Here is a 25,488-nt window from a genome sequence, read left to right as displayed (position 1 = left end):
AAATAAAAACAAATAAATATGTTAACAGGAATGAAACATTTACACTCTACTTTAGCAGTTATCTTATTAGTAGCTTTAGTTATTTCAATTGTGATCACAGCGGTCAATTACTTCAAGGCAAATCCGTACAACCGCAAAATTGCTTTATTAGGTCTAATCGCTGCCCATCTTCAAATGGTCATCGGGATTATTTATTATTTCTCATTAAAATACCATACGATGTTTTCTTCAGGCGTAATGAAAAATCCAGATATGCGGTTGAAATTAATTGAGCACCCGCTTACGATGCTTATTGGGATTGTACTGATTACCATCGGATATTCGAAAGCAAAAAGAGCAACCGAGAGTTATGCTGCCAACAGGACAGTGTTCATTATGTACACGATCGGTCTGATTTTGGTCTTATCCAGACTTCCTTGGTCAACTTGGTCATTGATAAACTAAAACAACAAAAAAGCCTCAAGAAAAAATCTTGAGGCTTCTTTTTGGAGTAACTAATTATTTATTTAAACTTAAAAAAAAAATGAAAAGCAAATCTGTTTAATCTCGGTTTTTTCCAAAACCTAAAATATCAAATACAACTTTAAAAGCAATTACCGAGGCAACGATTATAAGAATATTTGCTACTGCAGAGAAAAGAGTAGTCATCTGATCCAATGCAGGTAATACATCAGGAACAAAGCGAATAAAAACTCCTACTAAACCAATCACGATAGCCACAGTAAGCGTTACATAATATGATGTACGGTTTGCATTGTTATCCGTCTTTTTAGCCGGTCTTTGAGACACTGTATTTTCCATATCTTCTATAATTCTTTTATTGCCAACAAATGTAATGAAGAAAAGTAAAAATTCAAAAGTAAATACATTAATTTTGTAGAAACGAATTCGATAATATAACCGTGATAAAAGCAATAAACATTTTATTTTTCCTACTTTTCACCCATATCTATGTGGTGGGGCAAACTCAACTTATCCAAAATTTTGTGGTGAAGGAAAACCTTACGCAAAATGGCAAGTTAGCCATCATTGCCGTGGATAGTGCCGATCAACCACTGGAACATATCAATGGAACATTTCAGTTCAGCCTAAATGGATTTAAACAAGAGCTGGCTTTTCATGATGGTATAGCTGTCCTTAAACAACCTGTCGAATCATCTACATTTGCCATGTTCAAACATACAAACCAGGCACAAACAGTAGCCCGATTCTATTATATACACAAATCCGACAATGCGCTTAAACCCATAAAAATACAGGCTTGGCTTTTATTGATCATCCCTGTTCTTATTCTCTTGATAGCCTATGCTTTTAAGCGCTTTATCAGTGTGTTTATTATCCTTGCTATCGTCTTTCTATACTTCCATTTTAGCAAGGGGCTGGATATTTCCCAATTATTGGAGAGTGTTTTCCTGGGAATAAAGGGTGTGTTTTAATAAGAGAGAGGCTATCTTTGGATAACCTCTCTTGTATTACTTCGCTTTTACGGTATACTCTCCTACTTTCTCCCCATCATCCCGTATCATATCCAAGTGCAACTGTTGTTCGTTGGCTGCGATATGGATAACCGTACGGCTACCTTCTTTTGAACCTCCGCCAATAACAACCGGATAATTATGGTCGTTATCAGGTACGTGAACACCGTAACGGTGTGTATGCCCTGAAACCACCAAGTCCACTTTGTTTTCAGCAAAAATAGGCGCAAATAGTTTTTGACAATGCATCGGACCATGCCACTCTCCGCTATGATAAGGCGGAATATGCATAATCACCACGCGATATTTAGCATCTCGGTAGTCTTTCGTTTTCACGACTTCAGCCAACCATTTGGCTTGGCGCTCACGCACGGCATCAAAATCAACAATACCGGCATACACAGGGTGATCATCAGGTTTGTCCTCGCCGGTATCTAATACAACCCAATATACCGGGCCTTGCTTAAAGCTAAAATGGAACTTGTTATCAGGCAGGGCAAAATAGTTTTTAAACTCCCTACGGAATTTACCTCTCGTTTCGTGATTCCCACGAATCATCAAGAAAGGTTTCCGGCTGGCAAACAAATCGGTACAAGGCAACAACAAGTGATTGACAATCTGTTGCTCATCTGTCTGATAATCGAATGTATCTCCATTCAAAGCAACAAATTCGTAAGACCTGTCCTTCACTAACTCCAATAACTTACCATAGGCTTCAGGGCTATCGTGTATATCATTCAACACTACACAGGAAACTTCTTTGGCTTGAGGGTTTGGCGTGGTAAAAGAAAACCATTCCGTCTTTACTTGTGGACCATATTCTAATTTATACGGTTCGAATAACGTAATCGGTTTGGAGCATGCTCTATAGCGATAGGTCTGCCCGGGCTTCAAATCAGAAATAGACACCTTATTTAGTTTGATGTATGCATCATACAAGCCATCCTCTTCCATGTATGCCTTTTGAATTTCTCCACTATCTCCCTGATATTCGATCCAGCTATAGGCTTCTGTTGACGTAATAAACATCACAGATACAGAAGTCGGTATAAGATTTTGTAGATAAGGAGGTACAGTAAAGCCTTCCTGACGTGCATTTATTTCCACTTCCTTAGCCCACAGTGAAGTGGTAGTAGTCGTGGCAAGCATCCCAAAGGATAGTAAGGATACTTGTTTTAGAAAATCTCTTCTTTTGTTCATGTTTTAAATTTGCAAAAGTTAGATAAAGTAATTATTAAATCTTATGATTGTTACTGTCATAACAGAAAGGATTACTTTGCTAAAAAGGCAACCCTACGCTAAAATTATATTGAAAAAAGCTGTAACGATCCGGTCTATGCGTTGCGTTATACATACGTTTGAATTCACGAGAATTAAAGAGTTCCTTAATTACCCACTGATCGGAACCCGAAAACTGCGGGTCTTTGACTTTCAATCCTGCATCTAGGCGGAGTACAAAATAATCCATATCCATCCGCAATCCAAAACCTGTGCCTATCGCAATCTGGGCAAGAAATTTATCGGCTTGAAACTCTCCTCCTGGGTTCAATTCATTTTTTTGCAAGCGCCAGATATTTCCCGCATCCAGAAAAGTTGCTCCATTGAGCTTGGCTCCCAGAAAGCGATTCAGCAAACGGAATCTATATTCTGCATTCGTTTCTAATTTGAATTCTCCTAACTGATCCAGGTTTCTCAGGTTCCGTCGCAAATTTTCATTTGGCAAAACTTCTCTATTGTAACTTCCTGGGCCCAACGTTCGTGCTTGCCACGCTCGAATGCCATTCATCCCCCCACTAAAGAAACTCTTCTCAAAGATCAACAAGCTGGAATTATTGCCATAAGGAACAGCCACACCACTATTAAAACGGAAAACAAATTGCCGGTTTCCGCCAAGATATTTATACCAACGGTAATCCAACTCTGCCTTAGCATATTGCAAATAAGGTACTCCAAACACCAAACGCTGCCCATCTGTGTTTTTCTGAAGGTTAAAAAGTCCGCTTGCCAAGCCCAGTACATTTCCGCTCATGTCCACACTGCCACGGAAATAATTAAAACCTTCCAAACGCAGTAGCTTTCTGGCATTGTAGGTAAAAGCATATTGCGCTCCTAAACCAAAATATTCCCGGTTATTACTTCGTACATAGAGCAAATAGCCTTCTTCTTCCAGTTCTTGTGCAAAAGCTGCATTTAACCTCCCCACTCTGTACTCCAACGAAATTGGTGTTAAACTATGTTGTGTATTTTCCGACGTATACCATAAGTAATTGATAGAATTGGTAAAATATCGATTGGCATAAGTACCATCCTGCTGAAAAAGTTGCAGGTTGGAGGAAAGAGTCGTCCGGGGCAAACCATATTTCCCACTGCTTCCAGGATGTCCAAAGGGCAACATAAGTCGGGGGAAGATCAGATTTACACCAAACTGAAAATCAGTGTTGAATATCTTATTCTGTAAGTTTCCCGGCAACCGAGGATCAAATAAGACGCCATACCGCAATTTGACCTCCAAATGTTCTGCCCCGCCAAAGACATTCCGGTGTGAAAATGTATTTCCCACATTGAAACCGCTCATCCCAGAGCTAAAAGCAAACTCACCTTCCAATTGGTTCGCCATAACAGGTCGCGGAATCAGCGTATAATAAACGTCCAACTTATTGGAGTCGACCTTTTCATAGTTAATCTTAACATTTCGAAAGCCATTCATCTCATACAATCTATCATAGGAGTTATTTTCTTCCCGAATATTGTATTTATTTCCTGACCGTACATACATGTATCTTGCTAAGGGTTTCAAGCGAAATCGTCCAGTTTCATCTTCAAACGAAATTCCCAGCAAACTATCCACATATCGTTTAGGATTTCGCTTGCCGGTATATTGTTCTGGCTTCTGTACCAGAACATGGACACTGTCAATTTCATAAACTGTGTGGTTGGAGGATTCGTTAGGGTTCAGTACTTCAAAATGCAAATCTGCCTGATTCATATACGCATTCGTATCTACACCCACACGCATATATTGACGAAGATAATCATAGTAACCATGCTCTTTTAGCGCCAAATAAACATCTTCCCGCTCTTCTAATAAATCAGCACTATTAAATTGTTTTCCTGACTTTACCTTGGATATGGGGCGTACATCCCGTTGATATATGTTAGCGATGGCCGAATCAGTTATGATGTAAGAAATATCCCCCAACGTATAGAATGCCCCCGTATCTGCCCGAAATACTATTTTCGCTTTTTTATTTCGAATCTCTACCTCTGGTGTAACTGATGCATGGAAATAACCTCTCGTCAATAGATAGCCATTTATCTGCCGGGCAGAAAAATCCACAAATGAAGAATCCAGAATATTTGGAGGTTCACCTACATTACGAAGTCCCAATTTCTTATATGCTCCGTTCTTTGTATTGAACATATTGTAGATTGTCAAGTTCAGGCGAGAATTCGGTTTTAGTTCATTGGAAACATAGGCATGGGCTTGCTCCTGCAAGCGGGGAGGCACACCTTCCATGTCTACATCCACGACCAAGGCTTGCCCTTCTTCTAAGTATTTTGCAGAACGACAGGATGCAAAAAATAGACATAAAAGCGTTATACTTGCAAAAGCAAAAAAACTATATTTTTTAATCATTAAGCCATGTTATCAAAAGCGCAAATAAGTTTAACAACGTCTTTGCAGCACAAAAAATATCGCAAACAGCACAGCCTTTTTATCGTTGAAGGTATCAAATCCGTCATGGAATTTATACATTCTTCATACACAGTTAATAGCCTGTATGCAACTGCGGACGCACTCACAAAAATGGGTAATTTGTCGCAAAAAATAAAATATACGGAGGTAACGGCTGCCGAAATACAGAAAATATCTTGTCTGAATAGTCCACAAGGGGTCTTAGCTTTGGTCGAGATACCTCAGGAAGAAAGTTTCCCTTGGAACACGATACGTCAGCAGCACAGCCTCGTACTGGATGACGTACAGGATCCGGGCAATTTGGGAACCATCATTCGTACAGCAGAATGGTTCGGCATAGAGCATATCATTTGTTCCGTAGGCACGGTAGATGCCTATAATCCAAAGGTCGTGCAAGCGACAATGGGCTCGCTATCCCGGATTCAAATTCACTATACTGATCTCTCCACTTTTATAGAAAAGGTAAATTTGCCGACTTATGGTGCACTATTATCGGGTTCATCCATATATGAAACCTCATTTGGGCAGGCGGGTTTGATCGTCATGGGCAATGAAGGCAATGGTATTGGGACTGAGATATTGCCTAAAATACAACATCCAGTCACTATACCCCGTATCGGACAAGCTGAATCGCTCAATGTAGCCGTTGCAACCACGGTGTTCTGTTCAGAGTTAGCTCGGCAAAAATTAATAAAATAAGCAGAAACAATAGCAGAGGTTGCCTAAAACATTTTTTATTTTATGGATTCGACAAAGTCGATATATATATACTACCTCCTCCCTCTTTCAAGTTTAACAAAGTGTAACTTGGAAGGATAATAAAGTAAGTTTGTAACTTACTACTCTTATCGTTTCTAAGTTGAAAACTTAGGCTATTTACCCTCACAAGATACCGCTGTGCTCAATCTTGCGAGAGAGGGAGGGCAAAAACAGAAATTTAAACAGCTTCTGAGCCGAGGCACAGCAGGGAAGCAATAGATAACATCCAAATCTCCTCTTTAAGGAATGGGATGGATTAAACAATTTTTTTTATGAATTCGACAAAGTCGATATATACACTACCTTTCAATCTCTTATGTTTAAGCTCACTGTTATTTTGTGCCAGCTTTAACATGATTATACCCGAGCTTCCAAATTACCTCAGCAAGATGGGAGGTGGAGAACACAAGGGACTTATCATCGCATTATTTACCTTAACTGCAGGAATATCCCGGCCATTTAGCGGCAAACTGACGGACAAATGGGGACGCGTACCGGTTATGGCGATTGGGTCAATTGTCTGTTTTGTTTGTGGTTTTCTCTATCCCATTACCAGCTCATTAGCAGGATTTTTTCTTCTCAGGCTCATCCATGGTTTTTCTACAGGGTTCAAACCTACGGCCACAGCGGCTTACATTGCAGATATTATTCCTCAAAACCGCTGGGGTGAGGCTTTAGGTATGCATGGCCTGGCTTTCAGTATCGGAGGAGCAATAGGTCCGGCACTAGGAAGCTTTATTGCGCAACGATATGGGATAGATTTCATGTTTTACATGTCTTCTATTTTTGCCATTCTCTCTATTCTCATCGTTATGAACATGAAGGAGACCCTACAACAAAAGAATCGTTTTTCTATCAAAATGCTCTATGTACGTAAAGATGAAATTATAGAATGGCGCGTTCTGCCTGCGGCTATCGTAACGTTACTATCGTACACGGGCTATGGGGTCATCCTCACGCTCATTCCCGACTGGAGCGAACATCTAGGTATCCAGAATAAAGGTCTTTTCTTCACCGCTTATACGCTTTCCACGATTGGTATCCGTTTTTTCTCGGGGAAGGTCGCTGACCAGTATGGACGAATAAAGGTCATGTATGTGGGTATCGTTATCCTTGCATTTTCGGTATTGTTGATCGGATTAAGTCAATCTATTCTTGGACTGATTATAGGTGCAGTAATATACGGTATCGGTAGTGGCATACTTTCTCCTGCAGTAAATGCTTGGACAATAGACCTCAGTCTACCGCAACACCGAGGGAAAGCGATGGCAACGATGTATATTGCATTGGAGATAGGAATAGGTGGAGGGGCGCTCTTGTCAGGATACATCTATCATGATATCATTCTGCGGATACCGTATATTTTTATTTTCAACAGCATGATTATGATGTTTGCATTTTTTTATATCTTGTATTGGGATAGAAAAAACAATAAAGTCTATTAACTGTTTATTACCTTGATTTCAACATAGAGATTATGGAAAATACACCAAAAAAATACCCTTATTCGCTAAGCCTGGCATCCAGTTTATTTGCCCTAACGCTTATTCTTGCATTGATGTATGTATCACAAAGTGTGTTACTTCCTTTGCTATTTTCTATTTTGATTTCCATTTCCCTCTTCCCGTTAGCACGTCTTCTGGAAAAGCTTCGCTTGGGAAAGGCTTTTGCAGCTATCATGGCTGTTATTGTGGCTATAGCCATTATTTCCTTAGTTGGGTGGTTTATTGTCCACCAAAGTATCATCATCGGAAAGAATGCAACATCTATTACCGAGAAGGTACTCTCGGTGTTCGACAGAGTACAAGATTGGGCAGAAGCTACCTTTGGAGTAGAGCGCAATGAAATGGTCGATCGGGCTAAAGAAGAAGGTAACAAACTTCTTTCCAATGCCGGAAGCATGATAGGTGCTACATTCGGCTCTATCGGAAACATTGTTGCGGGAGCCGTGCTAGTTCCACTTTTCAGCTTCTTCTTACTGTATTACAGGGATTTTTTTCGGGAATTTTTCTTTAAAGCTTTTAAAGATGCTCCCAAACGCAAAGTAAATCAAACTTTGAATAAAATTTATGAGGTTGTTCAAAGCTATTTGGTCGGATTGATTACTGTAATGGGGATTGTAGCTGTGTTGAACACGATTGGGTTGATTGCAATGGGCATAGACTATGCTTGGTTTTTCGGCACATTGGCTTCTCTCCTGATGCTGTTGCCTTATATCGGAATCGCCATTGGTTCCATTTTGCCGGCTCTTTTTGCACTAGCCGTCAAAGATAGCGCGTGGTATGCCATTGGAGTAATCGCTTGGTTTCAAGTTGTACAGTTCTTAGAAGGTAATATCATTACACCGAATATTGTTGGAAGCAAAGTGAGCATTAATCCACTGATGGCTATTATTGCCATTCTATTAGGTGGTATGCTGTTTGGATTAGCGGGATTGATTTTGGCTTTACCCCTCACTGCTACCATCAAAGTTATATTCGATGCTATCCCTTCCATGGAAGCCTTCGGTTTTCTTATCGGTGAGCCAGAAAAAGAACACTTGAAAAGAAATTCCACGCAAGAGTTGCTCATGAAGTGGGGAGTCGTACGCAAGCCGAAAAACACAAGCTCTATTGAGGTAGATGTACATGTTGATACCGACAGTATACCCAATACAACCGAGATAGAATACAAGGAAATCAACCAATCGGAGGAATTACCGGAGAAAGAGGATTAGAACGGTTAGAAGGTTAAATTGTTTAACTGATTAATTGGTTAATCGATTAAACAGTTAAACAACAAGAGAGTGTCTAAAAAGGTTCTCGAAACTTAAAAACGCGTCATTGCGAGAAGCGCAGCGACGACCGCGAAGCAGCTCCGAAGGAAACCAATCTGCGTTTTTGACATCATTCCCGCCTCAGGCGGGACTTCGTTACCTCGCAATGACGATGATGCCTAGCTTTTTAGACAGCCCCCTGTTAATTCAAAATCTTAAACACCAGCTCACGCAAGATTTCACTTTGGTCGGTAAACGGTCCTATATCCATCCCTTTGCTTTTCATATCATACTCGCTCAAAAGCCGAATAATATCGAAGGTCTTTCGTCGGTTAAAATTGCGTGCAGCAAGCTCGTATTCCTTCACAAAAAAGGCATGCACGCCTAGTTGTTTCGAAGCCACTTGCGACGACTTATCGGGTAGATAATGATATTTCAGCACCTTAGTGAAATAGGTTGCCAGATTCCCCATCACCAACGGCATAGGATTAGACTTTGGATTAGCAGCAAAATAATCCACAATCTGCACTGCTTTCACGGCATGACGCTTTGCTAAAGCGGATTGCAATTCGAACACATTATAGTCTTTGCTAATACCTATATTCTGTTCAATATGTTGCGGTAAGATTTCCTGTTCTTGAGGAACATTCAACAACAGCTTGTCGATTTCATTCGCTACTTTAGACAGATTTGTCCCTAGATAATCGGCCATCATCGCCGCTGCCTGTGGATGAATGGTCCGTCCAGCATCACGAAATTGATCCATTATCCACTCGCCGACCTTATTGTCATAAAGCTTAGCCGACTCCACTACATGGCCTACTTTTTCAATAGCTTTATATAACTTTTTACGTTTATCAAACTTTGCATGTTTATACGCCAGTACCAGAATGGTAGTTGGCGTCAAATTTTCTACATATTTCAGCAGCACATCTTCTTCTGTTTTCCATTTCAGATCCTGTGCTTCCTTGATCAGGATGACCTGATAATCGCTCATCATCGGATAGCGCTTCGCCGCATTCACCACATTTACAATATTAGTATCCTTACCGTATAGAACAGTTTGATCGAAACCTTTCTGCGAATCATCCAAAACCTTGTGTTCCAAAGCATCGCTGACAAGATCTATATAATACGGTTCTTCACCGTGTAAGAGGTAAACAGGGCTGAACTTCCGTTTTTTAATATCGGCTAAAATAGCGTTGACATTCATACACGGCTAAATTACGATTTTTTCTGATTTGGGTGAGGTCTATACCCCACCCAAATCAGAAAAAATTCCTACCTTTGTAAATGTTTGACCCAATTCCGTTAAATTTACCACCCTACCCTTCCAAGATTACGCAGAAACAGGATAAGCTTTTTATCTTTGATGAGTTGCGGAAGAAAAACTTGGTTCTCACACCGGAAGAATGGGTTCGACAACATTGGATACATTATCTACATACGCACAAAAAATATCCAAAATCATTAATGAAGACTGAAGGTGGACTCAAACTCAACGAACTTCAGAAACGTAGCGATTTACTGATTTACGACAACGCAGGAAACAAAGTCCTTTTGGCAGAGTTCAAAGCACCGGCTGTCAAAATTACCGAAAATACGTTCCGACAGATTGCCAATTACAATTCTATCCACAAAATTCCGTTACTTTTAGTCAGTAATGGAATTCAGCACTATTATTGTAAGATTGACTTTGTCAAAGGTTCGTTTGATTTTTTGGCAGATTTACCGATTTACCAATCGGATATTTAATATATAAAATTATAATTTTATATTCGTTACTTAGAAAATTAAATAACATGAACATAGATAAAGAAGAATTCAGAAAATACGCTATTAAGCATCACCGTATCGGCAGCCAACATGTGGATGGTTTTATCTCTCGTGTTCAGCAAAACATGCCGACTAACCTAACGCCTTACATCATTGAAGAGCGTCAGTTGAACGTTGCGCAGATGGATGTATTTTCCCGTTTGATGATGGACCGCATCATCTTTTTGGGCGATGGTATCAATGATCAGGTGGCAAATATTATACAAGCACAATTGCTTTTCTTGCAATCAACCGATGCACAGCGTGACATCCAGATTTATATCAACTCTCCAGGCGGTAGTGTATATGCCGGTTTAGGTATATACGATACCATGCAGTATATTACGCCAGATGTAGCTACTATCTGTACAGGAATTGCCGCTTCAATGGGAGCAGTATTGTTAGTTGCTGGTGCAAAAGGCAAGAGAGCTGCATTAAGACACTCTCGTGTTATGATTCACCAACCGTCTGGCGGTGCTCAAGGGGTTGCTGCGGACATGGAAATCAACCTTCGCGAGATGATGAAACTAAAAGAAGAATTGTATACGATAATTTCTGAGCACTCTGGTCAATCTTACGAATGGGTTGAAAAATCTTCAGATCGTGACTATTGGATGAAGGCTGTAGAAGCAAAAGAGTTTGGTATGATAGATGAAGTTCTATTACCAAAAAAAGAGGTAAAATAATAAAATGAGTAAAACAAACAACAGAGACGTCCGTTGCTCGTTCTGTGGTATCGGTAAAAGCGATGCACAGATGCTTATTGCAGGCGATGGTGCTCACATCTGCGATCGTTGTGTCACTCAAGCAGGAGAGATCCTTGCTGAAGAGTTAAAGCAGCGCAAAAGTAAATCTTTGCAAACTGCGCTGAAGTTGATCCGCCCAATGGAAATCAAGCAACATCTTGACCAATACGTCATCGGTCAGGACGAAGCTAAAAAAGTAATTTCTGTAGCGGTATATAACCATTACAAACGATTGAACCAAAAGGTCGAAAAGGACGAGATTGAGCTGGAGAAATCCAACCTTATCATTGTTGGAGAAACAGGTACAGGTAAGACCCTATTGGCAAAAACTGTAGCAAAAATCCTAAATGTACCTTTTTCCATCGTCGATGCTACGGTATTGACCGAGGCCGGTTATGTCGGTGAAGACGTAGAAAGTATTCTCACCCGTCTGTTGCAAGCTGCAGATTATGATGTTGCTGCAGCGGAGCGTGGAATTATCTATATCGATGAGATTGATAAGATTGCCCGCAAAAGTGATAATCCTTCCATCACCCGTGATGTATCCGGTGAAGGTGTACAACAGGCTTTATTGAAAATTCTAGAAGGAACAAATGTAAATGTACCACCACAGGGCGGACGTAAACATCCCGATCAAAAAATGATTGTGGTTAATACCAACAACATTTTATTCATCTGTGGAGGCGCTTTCGATGGTATCCAAAAGAGAATCGCCAACCGCTTACGTACACAAACAGTAGGCTATAAGATGAAAGAGGAGGACGAAGGTGTAGACATGAACAATCTCTACAAATATATCACTCCACAAGATTTGAAAAACTTCGGTCTTATTCCTGAGTTGATCGGTCGCTTACCAGTGTTGAGCTATCTGAATCCATTGGATAAGGAGACCTTGCTCAACATCTTGACAGAGCCGAAGAATGCTTTGATAAAGCAGTATATTAAACTGTTCGAATATGAGGACATCGAACTGAAGTTCGACGAAGAAGTATACCAATTTATCGTGGACAAAGCTTGGGAATTTAAACTGGGCGCCCGTGGCCTCCGTAGCATCTGTGAAGCCATTATGCTGGACGCTATGTTTGAAACCCCCACGGTCAAAGATCAAACAGGGCAGAAAGAGCTACGCATCACGTTAGAATATGCCAAACAGAAGTTTGCAAAGTCTGACCTCAAGAAGATGAAAGTCGCTTAATAAAAATCCCTCAAACCTTTTTGAGGGATTTTTTGTTATATTGGGATTAAGAATATCAGGGTCAAAGTTTAAGGATTAGCTGGACGCTTTGCAAATTTTACACCTTAAACAAACCCCGTAAACTTTAAACAAAACAAACTTTATATGAACAAAAAGAAAACAGTAGAGTCTCCCATTACTCCAGGATTAAAAACAAAATCAGATATTGTCAATAACTGGTTGCCCCGCTATACAGGCTGTCCGCTTGAAGAGTTTCAACCCTATATTTTATTGACCAATTTTTCCAAGTATGTGACTATGTTTTCCGAAATGCATAACAATGCACCAATATATGGTGAGGGCAAAGCCATGCAAGCCTGTTCAGCAGGAGGCATCACTATTATCAATTTCGGGATAGGGAGCCCTATGGCTGCAACTATCATGGATCTACTCTGCGCCATCAGTCCAAAAGCTGTGCTTTTCTTAGGAAAAACCGGGGGACTAAAAAAGAAGATTCCTGTAGGCGAACTCATCCTCCCTATTGCTGCTATACGTGGGGAAGGAACATCCAATGATTACTTCCCGCCTGAAGTCCCATCTCTTCCTGCCTTTGCCTTGCAAAAGGCAATATCCACCACCATACGGGACTATGAGCGCGACTATTGGACAGGAACAATCTACACGACCAACCGTCGCGTTTGGGAACATGATAAGTCCTTTAAAAAATACTTGAAATCCATTCGTGCAATCGCAGTTGATATGGAGACGGCCACTATTTTCAGTGTAGGCTTTGCCAATAAAATTTCAACAGGAGCACTATTATTGGTGTCTGATCAACCTATGTTGCCAGAGGGGGTAAAAACTGCAGAAAGTGACTTAAGCGTAACGGCCAAGTATGTGGAAACGCATTTAAAAATTGGTATCGATGCTTTAAAACAACTAAGCAATAATGGGTTGACGGTGAAGCACTTGAAATTTTAAAAATAAAAAAAGGAACATTCTAAAATGTTCCTTTTTTTTATTCTTCAGTATCTACTTCCTGAATAACGTAGATATCTTCATTTTCTTTTTTCATCTTGTAATGCTCGCGGGCAATACGTTGAATTTCATTCGGATTATATTGTGCGTCTTTAATAGACTTTTCAAGACGCTCGATTTCATGTGTATAGAACATTTTCTCACCTTCCAGTTTTGCTTTCTCTTGTTGATAAGCAAACTGTGTCCCAAAATCATAGCGATCAAAGAAGCACATCCATATCACGAATGCCGTGCCTGCTATAAGGTATTTGTTACGAATAAGGCTAAGAAATCTGTCCATATAAGCAAACTTACAGAAATTCTATTATATATTCAAAACATGACTACTTTATAATCCTCTCCCCACCCCTCTCCAAAGGAGAGGAGATATATAGTCTGCTATTTGTCCAACCATCAAGGAAACTAATGGGTTGGGGTTGTCTAAAAAGATTCGTAAACCGCAAAAATGCGTCATTGCGCCGTGCCTCGCCTCTGGCGATGGAGAAGTGCAGCGACGAAGCAATCTGCGTTTTTGACATCATTCCCGCCTGAGGCGGGACTTCGTTGCCTCGCAATGACGATAATGTTTAGCTTTTTAGACAGCCCATTAAGGAGACTAATAAAAAAAGCTGTCCAGTATGACAGCTTCTCTTTTACTATTCACGATTTTTATTTCTTAGCGTATTTAAAATCTTTACCGATGAAGCGAGCATTGCTCCCCAATTCTTCTTCGATACGCAACAATTGATTATATTTCGCCATACGGTCAGAACGTGAAGCCGAACCAGTTTTGATTTGACCACAGTTCAAAGCTACCGCCAAGTCAGCAATTGTAGCATCTTCTGTCTCTCCTGAACGGTGCGACATTACGGATGTATAACCCGAGTTTTGTGCCAAAGAAACGGCATTGATTGTTTCTGTCAAGGAACCGATTTGGTTTACTTTTACCAAGATCGAGTTTGCTGTGTCAGTATCAATACCTTGTTGTAAACGTTTCGTGTTGGTTACAAACAAATCATCACCTACCAATTGCACACGGTCGCCGATTTTCTCGGTCAACAGTTTCCAACCAGCCCAGTCATCTTCCTGCATACCATCTTCGATAGAGATAATCGGATATTTCTCAGTCAATTCAGCCAAGTAAGCTGCTTGTTCTTCCGACGTGCGCACAGCGCCTTTGTCGCCTTCGAATTTTGTATAATCGTATTTACCGTTCACATAGAATTCCGAAGAAGCACAATCCAATGCCAGGCAAATATCAGCTCCTGGTTTGTAACCCGCTACTTCAATAGCTTTCAATACGGTCTCGATAGCATCTTCTGTACCGTCAAAAGTCGGTGCAAAACCACCTTCATCACCTACAGCTGTAGACAGGTTACGGTCGTGCAATAATTTTTTCAAGTTGTGAAATACTTCTGCTCCCCAACGAAGTGCTTCTGAGAAAGAAGGTGCGCCAACAGGCATAATCATAAACTCCTGAAACGCGATAGGCGCATCAGAGTGTGAACCACCGTTGATGATATTCATCATCGGAATAGGCAATGTATTGGCATTAACACCACCAATATAACGGTACAAAGGTTGATGAGATTCCTGCGCTGCAGCTTTCGCTACGGCTAAGGACACTCCTAAGATAGCATTAGCACCTAAGTTTCCTTTGTTTTCTGAACCGTCCAAATCAATCATGATCTGGTCAATCGTATTTTGTTCGAAAACATCTACACCTCTCAACGCTTCTGCGATTTTGGTATTTACATTTTCAACTGCTTTTAACACTCCTTTACCCAAGTACTTTGATTTGTCGCCATCACGAAGCTCCACTGCCTCATGGACACCTGTAGAAGCTCCAGAAGGAACTGCTGCACGTCCGACAAAACCATTTTGTGTAGTTACATCTACCTCAACCGTTGGGTTACCGCGCGAATCCAAGATCTGACGCGCATGAACATCAATTATTAAACTCATTGTATTTTATTTCTTGTTTAAATGTTTATGTTGATTGCTTTATATTTTAATGAGACGGTCGGAAAAGTTTAATACATTGTCATGTTTAGCTTGTCGAAACAGACAATGTATTGTGTATCTGTCTGTTTATCCTTCGACAGGCTCAGGATGACAGACAGATTTGGTTTTCCAGCCTTCTCTACAGCGAATATAACATTTCCTTTACAGAATGTCAAATTATCCCTTTATCATCGCTACAAAATCGTCGAACAAGTAACGTGAATCATGCGGACCTGGTGAAGACTCCGGATGATATTGTACCGAGAAGGCTTTCTTGCCCTTCAAGCGGATGCCTTCAATAGAATTATCGTTGAGGTTGATATGCGTTACTTCCACTTTGTCGGAATTTTGCACATCTTCTGCCACAACCCCGAATCCGTGGTTTTGCGACGTAATCTCACAACGGTTCGCGATGATATTTTTCACAGGATGGTTGATTCCACGATGACCATTATGCATTTTTTGCGTGCGGATACCATTCGCTAAAGCTAACATCTGGTGTCCCAAGCAGATTCCGAACATAGGTTTATCCGCTTCGGTAATTTCTTTAATCGTCTGGATAGCGTAATCCATCGCTGACGGATCGCCAGGGCCATTGGAAATAAAATATCCATCCGGATTCCAAGATTCCATTTCCTGAAAAGTGGTTTTAGCCGGGAACACTTTGGCATACACTTGACGAGAGTCGAAATTACGCAGGATGTTTTTCTTAATCCCCAAATCCAATACAGCAATACGTGTTGGAGCAGATTCATCACCATAGAAATAAGGCTCTTTAGTAGAGACCAACGACGACAGTTCTAAACCTTCCATAGAAGGGACTTCTGCCAAACGTGCTTTAAGTTCCTCTACATCCAGAATCTCTGAAGAGATAATTGCATTCATCGCTCCTTTGTCACGGATATGACGAACTAATGAACGGGTATCAATATCAGAAATACCAACCAAGTTTTCTTCTTCAAAGTAAGTCTGAATAGACTTATCTGCCATCTGGCGGCTATAGTTGATGTTGTAATTCTTGCAAACTAAACCTGCAATTTGAATTTGAGCCGATTCTGTATCGTCTTCATCGATGCCATAATTACCTATATGCGCATTGGTGGTTACCATAATCTGCCCATAATAGGATGGATCGGTAAAAATTTCCTGATAACCGGTTGTACCTGTATTAAAACAGATTTCGCCTGTGGTCGTACCAATTTTCCCCGCTGCTTTACCGTGGTAGACTGTTCCGTCCTCAAGCACCAAAATTGCTGGTAATTTACTGTAGTTGGTCATTCTTATATAACTGTTATTATGTTGATTTCTTTTCTTACTTCTGAGACACAAAAAAAGCCCAAACGGGCTAAACATCAATTAAATATAAACTTCATCAATGTTTCCATTGACACCTTTCGACATTGCGATGAGATATGTGACCTCATTTTCCACGAGGGACAAAGTTAGGATAAAAAAAGTGAAAAATAAAAAATAATTAGAGGTTAATTGGTTAACCGATTAATTGTTTAATTGATTAGGGATTAATTGGTTAAAGGTTAATTGTTTAAACGACTAAACCTTAAACACTTTAAACTCTTAACCTCACTCCTCTATAATTTCCTGTACACGACCGATTTGACCATCTGTCAAGCGTACTTTGATACCTCGATGATGGTAGGCTGCTGATGTCAATAAATCTTTGACAATTCCTTCCGTCAAAATACCTGTACGCTGATCTTTCTTCAAAACGATATTCACCAACATACCGGGTTTAATATCTGCTCTTGTTTTTCCGTCCATAAAACTGTTTTTTTGCGATACAAAGTAAGTGTTTTTTTTTATTTTAAGTGTGCAGACAAAGTGGTTAATTGTTTAGAGAGTTTAATTGGTTAAGTGTTTAATTGTTTAAATGACGAAACTTTAATCTTTAAACATCAAACAACTCAAACACTCATCACTTACAACTTACCACTGATTTCTCTCCCTTCCTAATCTTCAATCTCCAATCCTTGGAATTGTCGCTGCAAAAGTGCTATTTGATTTTTTAAACTAGAATAATCCTCTACCAACGTCCTATTCTGATTCTCCAGATATTGTATGCGTTCCCACATCAACTGGCTGTTCTGGACCAAGGGATTTGTAGCTTCCCATTCTAAGATCTCTTTAGACTTTCTCTGCATCTCCATTTGTTGCGTCAGCTGTTCCTGTTCTTCATTTACCAATTTCCTGGCAACAATGTGAAATTCTTTTACCCAATGAACTAAAGTACGCATGGACTTAATTTCGTATTTAGCAATGGCGTCAGTAGGCATAAGTTCACCAGAAACCACTTGCTTGACGATTTCTAATTTGGCTTCCTTAGAAAATCTTTTCATTTTCTCATTTTTTTGTTTAAAGTTTATTTTGTTCAAGGTTCAAGGTTTAATACTTAAACCTTGAACTTCAAACCTTAAACATCAATTCCGCTTAATCAATACGTGTGACTTAAATACACGAGATTGGTTACCTTTGATAGCTCTAATAATCGGGAAGTATGTTCCTTCATTTAATCCACGACCATCCCATTCGTCTTTATAATCATCATTGCGATACACTTCGTTACCCCAACGGTTCATGATTGTTACCTCAATACGGTCATAAGCTTCACGTCCCACGATAACAAATCGGTCATTTTTACCGTCTCCATTCGGTGTGATGACATTTGGAATGAACAAATCCCGAGGCATGACCGTAACCATTACCTTCGCCCGTGATGTCAAGCCGTTTTCATCCGTAATTTCATATTCAAAAACATCATCGCCCAAAAAGCCTTCATTTGGAGTATAAGTTACACTTCCATCCACATTGACCGTTACCCGACCATTCAATGGTTGAGAGATGATACGAACCGATCCCGGGACGATAGCCGACGAACCATTTTCATCATTTTCCAAGACATTGATCGTGATATCATGCCCATATTCCATGGTTCTTTGGTCATCTACCGCCCTCGGTCCGCTCTGTCCAAATTTGGTAAACCAAGTACCTGAAAGCGTGTTTGTCGCTCTGCTTTCGATATCCTCACGCGTATGCACGCCTTCACTCTCTAAAGTCGTCACATCGCCAATCCAATTACCGCCATCAGCATTCTGCATAATACGCGCATCCGCATCGACATAAGCCATACCATTTGTCTGCATATTATGGGTCAGCGTATAATCCATCTGCATGGCTCTGTCCGCAAAGATATTCCACACACGATCCATGCCGATGGTTTCATCCGTGATATTCAAATCTGGCACAGCAGTATACGTATTTACTGAAACATGTAAACGAGATGACGCTGTTTGCGGAGTCAGCTTTGCTGGCGTATAATCTCCTTGCTCTACTCCTACCGGGAAGAAAAAGGCATCTACGCCTACGTAGTTCTTAATCATATGACCGGTCAGTTCATCGCCTGTTACCACCATACGTAAGCGATTATAGTTCAATAACTGACCAGAAGCCGAAAGTTCCAAATCATAACCATTCAAATAGATACTTGCACCATCTACACGCAAATCGACAGACTTACCAATCTTCAAGGCTGCTGAACGAGCACCCTGTCCGGAGGTGCCGGCATAATCCCCAACCTCCATATCCGTCAATTGTATACCATCCGGATTCGTCAACACGATGTTGACATCGATAAATTGCCCATCATTACCATCGATACGCGTAGCCGACGTTGCCCAGCCTTCGTGAAAAGGATTTGTCGAGGGGCTGTGGATATACAACGTACCGCTACCACTTATTTTGGCTGTCGGCGAAATCCAGATATTACGGCTATACACATGGACCTCTCCTTCAATCTGCCAATTGGCATTCGGACCAAGATACAAACTCTCGGAGTAGACAAATTTGTACGTATCGGCACTGAGCTGCTCTAGTCCGTTGCTCGTTTCAAAGCTACCGGCACCAGTCTGGGCGAAGATACGTCCAGTTCCAAGCAATAACAGCAATATGATGATGTAGTTTTTCATTATTCAATTTTTAAATTAAAGGCTGGTTAAAGCAGTACTGCATAACTTTGTGTTAAACGACAGACTATGTTAATCATAACCTCTTTTAACTCTTTCCTTTAAACAATTTTATTGTATATCCTTAATCCGTTGATAAATCATCGGATTGGTAATCAATAGGCCATTTCCTTTCAACGGAACAAAAGTATGGAATGGTCTTTCCGGATCCCAACGTTCCCACGTGTTGTCATAAGGGGTTGGGTCGGTCGAAAGCTCTTGTACCTGGCGTGTCGATGTGGAAGTCTCGTTGATGCGTCCTATCCCATTGACCGTCGCACGATTGTATACTCCTTGGTTGGTATAGATATCTTCGCTCGTAATTGTATAATCGACCATAAAGGTCCAGGTTTCATTACGATTTAGTATACCATTGTTGTTCTCATCTCCAATGAAACCGATGGTGACTCCCTCTGGCTGATTTACCTCATGGGTATCCTCGTCCAAGGTAATATTAAACCCAAACAATGGATCAACTATCTCCACATCCAGGATATCCATATCTCCCATATTGATAACCTGGAAGGTATACGTAATGGTCTGACCTACTTCTGCCCATTCGCTGCCGTTGAATTCACCATCTTTTAATATCTTACAAGTTTCACAATCTTTGGCATTCAAACCGTAGCCAAATCCTTTCATCGCTGTTATACCGATGACATTTTGGCTTACTTCGATGTTATTATCGTTTGTTTCGTTCCAGGCCACGGTATTGAGCGTGGGAACCGTACCAAATACCTCCAACAGTTCTAATTGACCAGGAACCACATTCGCAGCACCTGTACCATTACCATCGTACGATGCTCGTTGTCCATACAATGTCACATTACCATTTTGATCAATCACCACACGTACTGCTGGTATTGGGTTGTTAAAACGGTCATCCTTATCAAGGCTCATACCTTGATTAATTTTCCAAATATCAGGAATTCCATTATTCTCCCATCTCGCTTCATCTACTGCAAAACGTACGTTTTGGTTACTTCCTTGAAACTCCAATTCCTCGTCATACAAGGGCACGCCATTGATCAACATATTGAAAGAGTTATCCAATTCGTAGATATCCAAAACAAACCCACGGTTCGTACCAGGTTGCGTAAAGCTTCTCGTTACAGGAGAAGGCGTTCCACTCGGTGCACTCCATCCAAATCCTGCACCTTGTACTTCCAGATAACATTCGTCAACACATTCAATTTCTGTAGTTACGATTTCACAATTAGCATCATCACGTCGGCTTGCAAAGGTGATATTGTCAATAAAGGTGTGACCGAATCCTTGCCCTACAGCTAACTCTGGATCTCTATGTCCACGAATCGCGATATACACTTCTCTATCTGCTATATCATAGTCACAATGCTCTGAAGAAAACTTGAAACTTGCTTCCAATGGTATCCAGCCAAGACTAAATCCTCCCCCCGGCGAACTTCCCGGAGGCGTACCGCCTTGTTGATACTTCAGTGGTACTGAAGTATAGACAAAACCTGACTCTTTATCCACTACATCCATCAACATATAGTCTTTATCGTGGTAAGTCACATACGAATACAGGAATAGAGTATAGGTCTTGTCAGCTTGAATCGTTCCCGCATCAATCTGATAAAATGGCTTGACACTTTGTGCAGCAGTACCGATACCACGTACGTGAAAAGCTCCTCCATTCACGGCGCCCGACATATCCCGAGTCGCATCTGGTCTATCCCAAGACGGTCGCCAATCGTAGTTTGCATTGATGTCGTAAGGGTTAAGATTGGCGGCATTCGGATCCCACTCTTGTAGAGGATCATGCCAAGGATCTGTATCTGGAATACCCATTTTTACATAGCCCGGAGGCAATACAGCGTAATAGCCCGGTAATATACGTGATACAAGGGGTTGTATATTTGCCGCAGCTGCGTGACGTATATCATCTTTACCCGGCGCGAACAAATAAGTACTGGTCGCTCCACCTCGACACCCACCACGAAGCACTGTTCCATTAATATCGGTTAAGATCTCTCCATTTGCTGTTATGCTGACCGATGGTCTTTCCGCCCAGTCGGTACGCCCATTGTTGGTAGCCCAAAATCCTCTGTTGAAATCTTCGAAATAGATCATTTCGTCCAGACAGTCCGGCACCACCATAAAGGAAACTTCGGTGATATTATTACAGCCAATCTGTCCAGGCGCTCCGCCTACAGTCCCATCTGCATTATAACACTCAAAATGAGGATTGGTCGGCGGTGTATCAGGATCACCATTGGTCGCATCTGGATCCGTCACGTCGGCAGGACGCATAATGGTCGACTCCGGCACCATCGAACCTGCCCCTCCGTTCAGTGTCCCAGTAAAGGTATATGTAATGGAACATCCGTCTGGAAGACTTAACTCCGAGCGGAACATCCGTGTTTGTTCATCGTAAATAATAGGTATTGTTTGTCCAGCCCTATTATCCCCACAGTTTACCTGTACCTGGACATTATTCTCATCAATATCAATCCCTCCCGGTACGGAAAAGGTAAAAGGAGCTCCTTTTATATTTTTACTTGGATCTGCAATCACGTCCGAGGGACCATTATTCCCGGCTGTTACGGTAAAGATAACTGTTTCTCCAGGCTCAGCTACGGCTTTGTTTGACGTACCGCCGATTGAATAACTAATATCCGTATACAAATCAGCTTCGGCAATGGCTACTTCTGAAGTGACATTGACTTCTTGTCCCTGCACAAATGTCCAGGTATCAATGGATTTTTTATCTCCCCAAGTATTTTGAGCTTCTCCATTATGATTTCCACCACCGTAGTTATGCCCATTGCTACTGCTTGGCTGTCCCTCATTAAATACACCGTTAATTTGAGTCAAATGACTATTAACAACAGGGTTAACAGCATTTCCAACAAGTGCGCTGGAGTGTGTTAAATCAGTATCATCCCAAAACACCCTGTCTGTCAACACATTATTCGAATTATTAATATTTAATAATTCAATAGCGATACCTCCAATATTGTACTCCACATCGAAAAACGGAAAATGAACCTCTGCACCTTGTAAGATGACCTTTACAGACATCGGAATCTCTCCTCCCGGAGTTGCATTCCCTGCACCGTCTTTACCATCCCAGAAAACTACATTATGTCCTTCCTGTGCTTCACCGGTAAATACTCTTGTAGTAAAAGAAGCATGTAGACTTTCCATCACAATACGGTATTGTCCAGCAACAGGTGCATCAAATTCAATCCGGCCTCCTTTGTGGCCTAATCTCCCTTCCGTTCCCTCTACTCCAAATACTTTTACATTCTGCACATCCGGAATAATTGGCATGGTATTCAACCAAGTTTCTACTGTAGTAGGAGCTTCTATTCCGGAACCATTGGATATACCGATAGAAGCATTGGCTACCGCGGGCATATCCGTTGCCGGATATGTATAGAACATCTTATGGGTAATGTTTCCATTCACATCGCGGGTATTTGGATTGTGCACCCGATTTCGTGCTGTGCTGGCTTCTCCATCTATACTTTTGTACAGTAATTTGATCTCTCCATCTTCAATTTCATAAAATCCTCGGTTATTTACAAAAAAAGCAAATACAATACCATTGCTCCCCTTATGCGTTACTCGATAAGTATAACCATCGTGGGTCCGGGTATATACACTTCCCCTAAATTCGACAGTATTATAACCTGTAGATCCACTTGAGGGATTCCCCATCGTAAGGTTTAAGTTCGTCGCATAAACCCGTCCCGGGATAAAATTATTACCACTAACAACCGAAATATCCCAAGCAAGTATAGTGATGTCATTACCTTGAGACCAGTTTGAAATTCCTTGCCAATTTCCATTACTTGTACTTTCAGGATCTCTAGATTCAAACTCTACTCTATAAATACCTTCTCCTCCTGCAGGTACAGTATAATAAATAGGGCGGTATTTGTTATTATTTGCATTCTCTCCCGGCCTTAATGGACCAGCTAACTCTGCTGTACGATTTGGGATATTTCCAAAATATGTCCAGTTCCATCGTGATCCTTCTCGAATCGTCAATGGCACCTGGTTCCCATTCGGATCGTATAAGGCAATCTTATTGCTGTTGGTATTATTATATGATTGTACAGAAGAAGCCAGGGTAATGGTTTCGCCAGCTTTGGCATAGACATAGTGTGCTCCTCTGTAGGGAAACGGAATGGCTTCATCCCTACCTGAACTAAAATGTATCAACTGTGCCCGGTTTCCCGTAGTTACACTACTTGGATGTAGATCCTTAGATCCATCTGCCCACGCCTGCTGCCCAAAAGCAAGCAACACGAAGAGGAGAGCAAGCCGTAGTCCTTGTGCAAAAATCCCGTTTTTATATTTCTTTATCGTCATGATTATTCTTTGTTCAGCGTTTGAAGCTAATGCTCTACCGAGTAGAGGCTATGAAGTTCGCCACATCGCCCTTATGGGATCCTGTGGCGAACTTATCTCAGACTTTCTAATGACCCTCGTTTCTTATTTGATCACAAATACAATATTCATATAAGATGCCGGCGTTGCATTGCCGATGATACTGTACTGAAGCTTACCATCACTTGTAATTCTTGGTGTACCTGTTCCATCAGGCCCCGCAAATACAGTTTGATCATAATAAGTGATGTAGTACGCTAGTTCATCTGCTTTATATGTTACAATATCTGGTGTTGGTGCACCTTCACTAGCAATCAAACCTCCCGAATAAGTCAATACGGATGCAGTTGGTGCTCCATGAGAGATAGCATAAGGTTGGTTTGCACTACCTACTGCACCTCCTGTAAATTGATTCACATAATCCAGATGAAGGTTACGTTCCAAGTTATTGCCAGTTACAGTGGTATTAAAGATGACTGCTGGCATATAGAAGAAACGTGGTACTTGCTTATATTCCACCCCTCCATTGCCATCAGCTGTCGGCACTGCTCCTACAGGTGCATTAATAGATGCTCCTCCATCTTCAGTTCCTATTTGTGAGCTCATCTTTGGTGCTGTAACAGCTTTATCTGCAAGTTTAACTGTTTTAATAGACCCATCCTTAACACGCAGACTTGTTTCAACCAACACAGCTTTCTCTCCTCCTTCAACAATTTCAATAGTTGCTTCATTACCATCAGCGGCTGTTAAGTCTTTCGCATCAGTAATATCACTTGCATCTACTTTTGGTTTACCCGGAATCCAACTTGTTCCATCGAATACCAAAGCTTGACCTTCTTCTTTTGTACCGTTGGCTACCACAGGTGTTCCCTGAATAGCAGAAAGCGTTGTTGCATTAGCATTACCTGTAACATCTCCTCCTAAGGCAATTTCTGATGGGTTGGCTGATACCGTGTACACCGTAGTGTTAGCAGATGGGTTGCTTGTTGTTACGATAACACCTGTACCTGCTGCTACTTCAGTAACCAATTGGTTGTTTTGGATAGCATCTTCTGAAACATTTACTGCATATGTGGTGTGGTCTCCCGAACCTCCTGTTGTTACCGTTGTATTCACCCCAGAGACCACTTCTACAGTTTTTTGACCTGCCTGAATAGCGTCTTTCAAGTCCACAGAAGTGGATGGCACACCATTGACCGAAGTTACCAAATTAGTTCCGGTAAGTGTATTGGTTACACTTTCTACCAATACCTCTTCAGCTTCAACACCATTTACCTTAGAGACGATGGTATTGCCATTTGTTCCCTCTTTTTTCGTCAATTCATTTATAGTCGTTGGTACGATTTCAGATTGATCAACCCAAGTAGCTACACCACCTTCCGTAATCATCACCTGACCATCGGTTCCTGGTTTGATTTCCATCGTAACATTTTTCAATGTCGCTCCTGCTTGTCCTGTCAAATCAATCGTATTACTTGTAATTCCTTTGTCAGATGTGATATTAGCATCGGTCAAAGTAACACTTGAAGAAACTCCGTTTACGGTACTTGTTAATTGGTTGTCATCTAACGTCAATTCGTTGGTAGTGTTTGCTTTAACGATGTCTTCGATAGAAACCCAAACTACATCACCATTTTCATCTGTGATCAACATGGAGTTATCAGCACC

Annotated in this window: 21 protein-coding genes; 9 read left to right on the top strand and 12 right to left on the bottom strand. The window is 41.1% G+C overall.

Annotated elements, in window-relative coordinates:
- Positions 1 to 30 precede the first annotated feature (30 nt).
- Positions 31 to 444 carry a hypothetical protein gene (locus BM375_RS16505; protein ID WP_093367662.1) on the top strand — a complete coding sequence of 138 codons (414 nt, stop codon included), beginning with the start codon at positions 31 to 33 and terminating at the stop codon, positions 442 to 444.
- A gap of 96 nt (positions 445 to 540) precedes the next feature.
- On the opposite strand, the gene BM375_RS16500 is transcribed toward BM375_RS16505, so the two are convergent.
- On the bottom strand, positions 541 to 801 hold the full coding sequence (locus BM375_RS16500) for a hypothetical protein (protein ID WP_093367661.1): 261 nt from the start codon (positions 799 to 801) through the stop codon (positions 541 to 543).
- Positions 802 to 902: 101 nt separating this feature from the next.
- Here BM375_RS16500 and BM375_RS16495 point away from each other — a divergent pair, with 101 nt between their 5' ends.
- Entirely contained in the window at positions 903 to 1,436 is a 534-nt protein-coding gene (locus BM375_RS16495; RefSeq protein WP_244525938.1) for a hypothetical protein, read from the top strand.
- A gap of 36 nt (positions 1,437 to 1,472) precedes the next feature.
- Here BM375_RS16495 and BM375_RS16490 read toward each other — a convergent pair whose 3' ends face one another.
- Together BM375_RS16490 and tamL are read right to left on the bottom strand one after the other, a co-directional pair.
- A complete protein-coding gene (locus BM375_RS16490; protein ID WP_093367660.1) occupies positions 1,473 to 2,675 on the bottom strand; it encodes a purple acid phosphatase family protein in 1,203 nt (400 codons plus the stop codon).
- 79 nt (positions 2,676 to 2,754) lie between these two features.
- On the bottom strand, positions 2,755 to 5,112 hold the full coding sequence (gene tamL / locus BM375_RS16485) for a translocation and assembly module lipoprotein TamL (protein WP_093367659.1): 2,358 nt from the start codon (positions 5,110 to 5,112) through the stop codon (positions 2,755 to 2,757).
- Between the two features lie 6 nt (positions 5,113 to 5,118).
- On the opposite strand from tamL, the gene BM375_RS16480 reads away from it, so the two are divergent.
- The 3 genes from BM375_RS16480 (at position 5,119) to BM375_RS16470 (ending at position 8,647) form a co-directional block, all read left to right on the top strand.
- On the top strand, positions 5,119 to 5,871 hold the full coding sequence (locus BM375_RS16480; protein ID WP_093367658.1) for a TrmH family RNA methyltransferase: 753 nt from the start codon (positions 5,119 to 5,121) through the stop codon (positions 5,869 to 5,871).
- Positions 5,872 to 6,203: 332 nt separating this feature from the next.
- Entirely contained in the window at positions 6,204 to 7,376 is a 1,173-nt protein-coding gene (locus tag BM375_RS16475; protein WP_093367657.1) for an MFS transporter, read from the top strand.
- Between the two features lie 32 nt (positions 7,377 to 7,408).
- On the top strand, positions 7,409 to 8,647 hold the full coding sequence (locus BM375_RS16470; protein WP_093367656.1) for an AI-2E family transporter: 1,239 nt from the start codon (positions 7,409 to 7,411) through the stop codon (positions 8,645 to 8,647).
- A gap of 241 nt (positions 8,648 to 8,888) precedes the next feature.
- On the opposite strand, the gene holA is transcribed toward BM375_RS16470, so the two are convergent.
- Positions 8,889 to 9,899 carry a DNA polymerase III subunit delta gene (holA, locus tag BM375_RS16465; protein ID WP_093367655.1) on the bottom strand — a complete coding sequence of 337 codons (1,011 nt, stop codon included), beginning with the start codon at positions 9,897 to 9,899 and terminating at the stop codon, positions 8,889 to 8,891.
- An 80-nt stretch (positions 9,900 to 9,979) separates the two neighbouring features.
- Between holA and BM375_RS16460 the strand changes: the two genes are divergently transcribed.
- From BM375_RS16460 to BM375_RS16445, 4 genes are all read left to right on the top strand, one after another.
- Entirely contained in the window at positions 9,980 to 10,441 is a 462-nt protein-coding gene (locus tag BM375_RS16460; protein ID WP_093367654.1) for a type I restriction enzyme HsdR N-terminal domain-containing protein, read from the top strand.
- Between the two features lie 47 nt (positions 10,442 to 10,488).
- Positions 10,489 to 11,187: an ATP-dependent Clp protease proteolytic subunit gene (locus BM375_RS16455; RefSeq protein ID WP_093367653.1), complete on the top strand. Its 699-nt coding sequence runs from the start codon at positions 10,489 to 10,491 to the stop codon at positions 11,185 to 11,187.
- 4 nt (positions 11,188 to 11,191) lie between these two features.
- Complete coding sequence (gene clpX, locus BM375_RS16450) at positions 11,192 to 12,442, top strand: ATP-dependent Clp protease ATP-binding subunit ClpX (protein ID WP_093367651.1); 1,251 nt, start codon at positions 11,192 to 11,194, stop codon at positions 12,440 to 12,442.
- Between the two features lie 144 nt (positions 12,443 to 12,586).
- Complete coding sequence (locus BM375_RS16445; protein WP_093367650.1) at positions 12,587 to 13,402, top strand: AMP nucleosidase; 816 nt, start codon at positions 12,587 to 12,589, stop codon at positions 13,400 to 13,402.
- A 37-nt stretch (positions 13,403 to 13,439) separates the two neighbouring features.
- Here the strand turns inward: BM375_RS16445 and BM375_RS16440 are convergent, their stop codons facing one another.
- From BM375_RS16440 to BM375_RS17260, 8 genes are all read right to left on the bottom strand, one after another.
- Positions 13,440 to 13,739, bottom strand: coding sequence for an FtsB family cell division protein (locus tag BM375_RS16440; RefSeq protein WP_093367648.1), 300 nt, complete (start codon positions 13,737 to 13,739; stop codon positions 13,440 to 13,442).
- 368 nt (positions 13,740 to 14,107) lie between these two features.
- A complete protein-coding gene (gene eno / locus BM375_RS16435) occupies positions 14,108 to 15,403 on the bottom strand; it encodes a phosphopyruvate hydratase (protein WP_093367647.1) in 1,296 nt (431 codons plus the stop codon).
- 216 nt (positions 15,404 to 15,619) lie between these two features.
- Positions 15,620 to 16,720: a glutamine-hydrolyzing carbamoyl-phosphate synthase small subunit gene (carA, locus tag BM375_RS16430; protein WP_093367646.1), complete on the bottom strand. Its 1,101-nt coding sequence runs from the start codon at positions 16,718 to 16,720 to the stop codon at positions 15,620 to 15,622.
- Positions 16,721 to 17,023: 303 nt separating this feature from the next.
- Positions 17,024 to 17,221 (bottom strand): YwbE family protein, encoded by a 198-nt coding sequence (locus BM375_RS16425; RefSeq protein WP_093367644.1) that lies wholly within the window; start codon positions 17,219 to 17,221, stop codon positions 17,024 to 17,026.
- A gap of 188 nt (positions 17,222 to 17,409) precedes the next feature.
- Positions 17,410 to 17,796, bottom strand: a complete 387-nt coding sequence (locus BM375_RS16420) for a hypothetical protein (protein WP_093367643.1) — start codon at positions 17,794 to 17,796, stop codon at positions 17,410 to 17,412.
- 81 nt (positions 17,797 to 17,877) lie between these two features.
- A complete protein-coding gene (locus tag BM375_RS16415) occupies positions 17,878 to 19,422 on the bottom strand; it encodes a T9SS type B sorting domain-containing protein (protein WP_093367641.1) in 1,545 nt (514 codons plus the stop codon).
- Between the two features lie 108 nt (positions 19,423 to 19,530).
- A complete protein-coding gene (locus tag BM375_RS16410) occupies positions 19,531 to 23,802 on the bottom strand; it encodes a DUF7507 domain-containing protein (RefSeq protein ID WP_093367640.1) in 4,272 nt (1,423 codons plus the stop codon).
- A gap of 123 nt (positions 23,803 to 23,925) precedes the next feature.
- The coding region (locus tag BM375_RS17260) for a hypothetical protein (RefSeq protein ID WP_212611709.1) at positions 23,926 to 25,488 on the bottom strand (1,563 nt) is incomplete at its 5' end.

Origin of the sequence: Sphingobacterium wenxiniae (assembly GCF_900116225.1) — a bacterium.
GTDB lineage: Bacteria > Bacteroidota > Bacteroidia > Sphingobacteriales > Sphingobacteriaceae > Sphingobacterium > Sphingobacterium wenxiniae.
Note: the sequence above shows the minus strand (reverse complement) of the source record. Positions and strands in the feature narration are given on the sequence as shown.

What these genes read in the sequence shown, in the direction of transcription:
- BM375_RS16505 (WP_093367662.1), top strand. Translation starts at nt 31, where the DNA reads ATGAAACATTTACACTCTACTTTAGCAGTTATCTTATTAGTAGCTTTA.
- BM375_RS16500 (WP_093367661.1), bottom strand. Translation starts at nt 801, where the DNA reads ATGGAAAATACAGTGTCTCAAAGACCGGCTAAAAAGACGGATAACAAT.
- BM375_RS16490 (WP_093367660.1), bottom strand. Translation starts at nt 2,675, where the DNA reads ATGAACAAAAGAAGAGATTTTCTAAAACAAGTATCCTTACTATCCTTT.
- tamL (WP_093367659.1), bottom strand. Translation starts at nt 5,112, where the DNA reads ATGATTAAAAAATATAGTTTTTTTGCTTTTGCAAGTATAACGCTTTTA.
- BM375_RS16480 (WP_093367658.1), top strand. Translation starts at nt 5,119, where the DNA reads ATGTTATCAAAAGCGCAAATAAGTTTAACAACGTCTTTGCAGCACAAA.
- BM375_RS16475 (WP_093367657.1), top strand. Translation starts at nt 6,204, where the DNA reads ATGAATTCGACAAAGTCGATATATACACTACCTTTCAATCTCTTATGT.
- BM375_RS16470 (WP_093367656.1), top strand. Translation starts at nt 7,409, where the DNA reads ATGGAAAATACACCAAAAAAATACCCTTATTCGCTAAGCCTGGCATCC.
- holA (WP_093367655.1), bottom strand. Translation starts at nt 9,899, where the DNA reads ATGAATGTCAACGCTATTTTAGCCGATATTAAAAAACGGAAGTTCAGC.
- BM375_RS16460 (WP_093367654.1), top strand. Translation starts at nt 9,980, where the DNA reads ATGTTTGACCCAATTCCGTTAAATTTACCACCCTACCCTTCCAAGATT.
- BM375_RS16455 (WP_093367653.1), top strand. Translation starts at nt 10,489, where the DNA reads ATGAACATAGATAAAGAAGAATTCAGAAAATACGCTATTAAGCATCAC.
- clpX (WP_093367651.1), top strand. Translation starts at nt 11,192, where the DNA reads ATGAGTAAAACAAACAACAGAGACGTCCGTTGCTCGTTCTGTGGTATC.
- BM375_RS16445 (WP_093367650.1), top strand. Translation starts at nt 12,587, where the DNA reads ATGAACAAAAAGAAAACAGTAGAGTCTCCCATTACTCCAGGATTAAAA.
- BM375_RS16440 (WP_093367648.1), bottom strand. Translation starts at nt 13,739, where the DNA reads ATGGACAGATTTCTTAGCCTTATTCGTAACAAATACCTTATAGCAGGC.
- eno (WP_093367647.1), bottom strand. Translation starts at nt 15,403, where the DNA reads ATGAGTTTAATAATTGATGTTCATGCGCGTCAGATCTTGGATTCGCGC.
- carA (WP_093367646.1), bottom strand. Translation starts at nt 16,720, where the DNA reads ATGACCAACTACAGTAAATTACCAGCAATTTTGGTGCTTGAGGACGGA.
- BM375_RS16425 (WP_093367644.1), bottom strand. Translation starts at nt 17,221, where the DNA reads ATGGACGGAAAAACAAGAGCAGATATTAAACCCGGTATGTTGGTGAAT.
- BM375_RS16420 (WP_093367643.1), bottom strand. Translation starts at nt 17,796, where the DNA reads ATGAAAAGATTTTCTAAGGAAGCCAAATTAGAAATCGTCAAGCAAGTG.
- BM375_RS16415 (WP_093367641.1), bottom strand. Translation starts at nt 19,422, where the DNA reads ATGAAAAACTACATCATCATATTGCTGTTATTGCTTGGAACTGGACGT.
- BM375_RS16410 (WP_093367640.1), bottom strand. Translation starts at nt 23,802, where the DNA reads ATGACGATAAAGAAATATAAAAACGGGATTTTTGCACAAGGACTACGG.